The 1,865-nt window shown below is 37.1% G+C and carries 2 protein-coding genes; both read left to right on the top strand.

Features of this window, described 5'->3' with window-relative positions; genetic code table 11:
• Positions 1-1,125, top strand: a 1,125-nt coding sequence (locus tag ACT29I_RS25610) for an RHS repeat-associated core domain-containing protein (RefSeq protein ID WP_444794852.1), incomplete at its 5' end; no start/stop codon positions are given.
• An 11-nt stretch (positions 1,126-1,136) separates the two neighbouring features.
• Positions 1,137-1,517 (top strand): hypothetical protein, encoded by a 381-nt coding sequence (locus tag ACT29I_RS25605; RefSeq protein ID WP_430934555.1) that lies wholly within the window; start codon positions 1,137-1,139, stop codon positions 1,515-1,517.
• The last annotated feature ends 348 nt before the right edge of the window (positions 1,518-1,865 follow it).

Here is a 1,865-nt window from a genome sequence, read left to right as displayed (position 1 = left end):
GAACTAATCCCGATGGCCTTAGCCAAATCGGGAAACGGAAGAACCTACTGCCCCACCACTATGCAGTTTGTTAGCCCTGACCCTTTAATTCAGTCTCCCCATAGCACGGCTAATTATAACAGGTATTCTTATTGTATGAACAATCCTATAATGTATTCTGACCCTAGTGGGTATAGATATTACCACGTTGAGGAACCTTGGTTTAATCCTTATGCAGGGAACTTGATGGGACATACCTCAATTGGAGGTAGTGAAACTCCGCATATAAACAGGGCACGGCAGGAAAGTTATGCTAAGTATTCCAATGTTGGTTGGAGTTATATTGCACATTCCGGAATGTACGACAACAAGTATTCTGGAGCTTCAATGGAGGCCAGTGAATTCAATGCCAGTGGAATAGCGCAGTCGATGGGAGTTTCAATGAGTATGTCTGAGTATACATCACGTTTAGATCCCATTGAAAAGGGAATTGGTGGATCGAATGGACACAACGGTAGAGCATTTGGACAATTGCCCGGTTTTGATGGCCATTTCTTTGATTATGATACTTCAAGTAAAAAGTTTTATATACCTTATACCAATACTGAGGTTAACCCACTAAATATAATGATTAGTAGTTTAGCTGATGGAAATGGAGGAGAGTTCTTGAAATATGCTATGGTGGCTGCTAATACTAGTTTAGGAATTGCATCAGAATATATTTTCTTTAAAGGAAAGTACTACAAATGGAATGAAGTTTGGCATAAAACTAAGGAGTCAGGTTATGCGAAAGTTTGGCAAAGGTCCAGATGGAAAAACCCTGGAGCTAAACATTGGAGAATAAATCAACTAAATACAGTTAGTAAAGCCAGAAGTATTTCCACAAAACTAGGCGTATTAAGCAGTGTGCTTCTCGTAGCTGATATAGGGTTGTCTGGAGAAGTAATGCCATCCCATATTATCAATGCAACTGCAATTGGAGGTTCATTTACAGGAATAGGTTCAATAGCAGCTGCGGGTTGGTTTATAGCTGATTTTGGAACGATGGGAGTGAATTATATAATAAATGGAGAAGCTAGAGGAATCGGTGATATGTTAGATGAGAAATATGGCCCTGTAATTACTTTATATGAAGGTGTTTATTAAATTTTTGAACGATGAAAATAGAATTCCCACTTATTAACATTAGTAATATCCAGTGGACCGATGAAAATTGTCAAGAATTTTTCGTTTATGATGAATATTATCATTCGAATGACATGGACTTCTTGAATAAATATATTTTGAACAAAAAATATATGGATAGTAAAGGAAATATTTTTAAAGTCTCAAATACGAAAAGGGTAGAGAACTTCTGGTGGAGACTTTTTTTAATCAGAAAGACACAGCTGATTTTTACTTATACGGGAGATACTTTTACAGTAGAAGAATTAAGGAAATTTTTAATGGATAAAGTCTCAGGTTTAGATAAAGAAGCAAGTAAAGAATGGCTTAAGCAAATCAAAAATGCTAAAACTTACAAGGAACTACTTACTTAACTAATCGTATTATTTAATCGTCTTTTCATGATAAGAGAATGAGAGCTACAATGTAAAATTGTGGCTCTCATGGAATAAATTACCAACAGGACTTTCGGCAATATACGTAATGGATAACACGGGAAATAATATATACTACACGTTGACCGACCATCTGGGCTCACTCAATTGCTTAATCGACGATAGCGGCAATATTGTTGAGGAACATGCCTTTGACAGTTGGGGTAAACGATGTGACCCGCATAACCCCAGCTAGCGCGGACTTGTAGTTCGTGCAATAAGCAAGCTGCAAACAATAACGAGAGCTACGATTTAAATGATTGTAGCTCTTGCTAATTTTGGTAGGAA

Source organism: Saccharicrinis sp. GN24d3 (assembly GCF_052400645.1).
GTDB lineage: Bacteria > Bacteroidota > Bacteroidia > Bacteroidales > Marinilabiliaceae > Saccharicrinis.
Note: the sequence above shows the minus strand (reverse complement) of the source record. Positions and strands in the feature narration are given on the sequence as shown.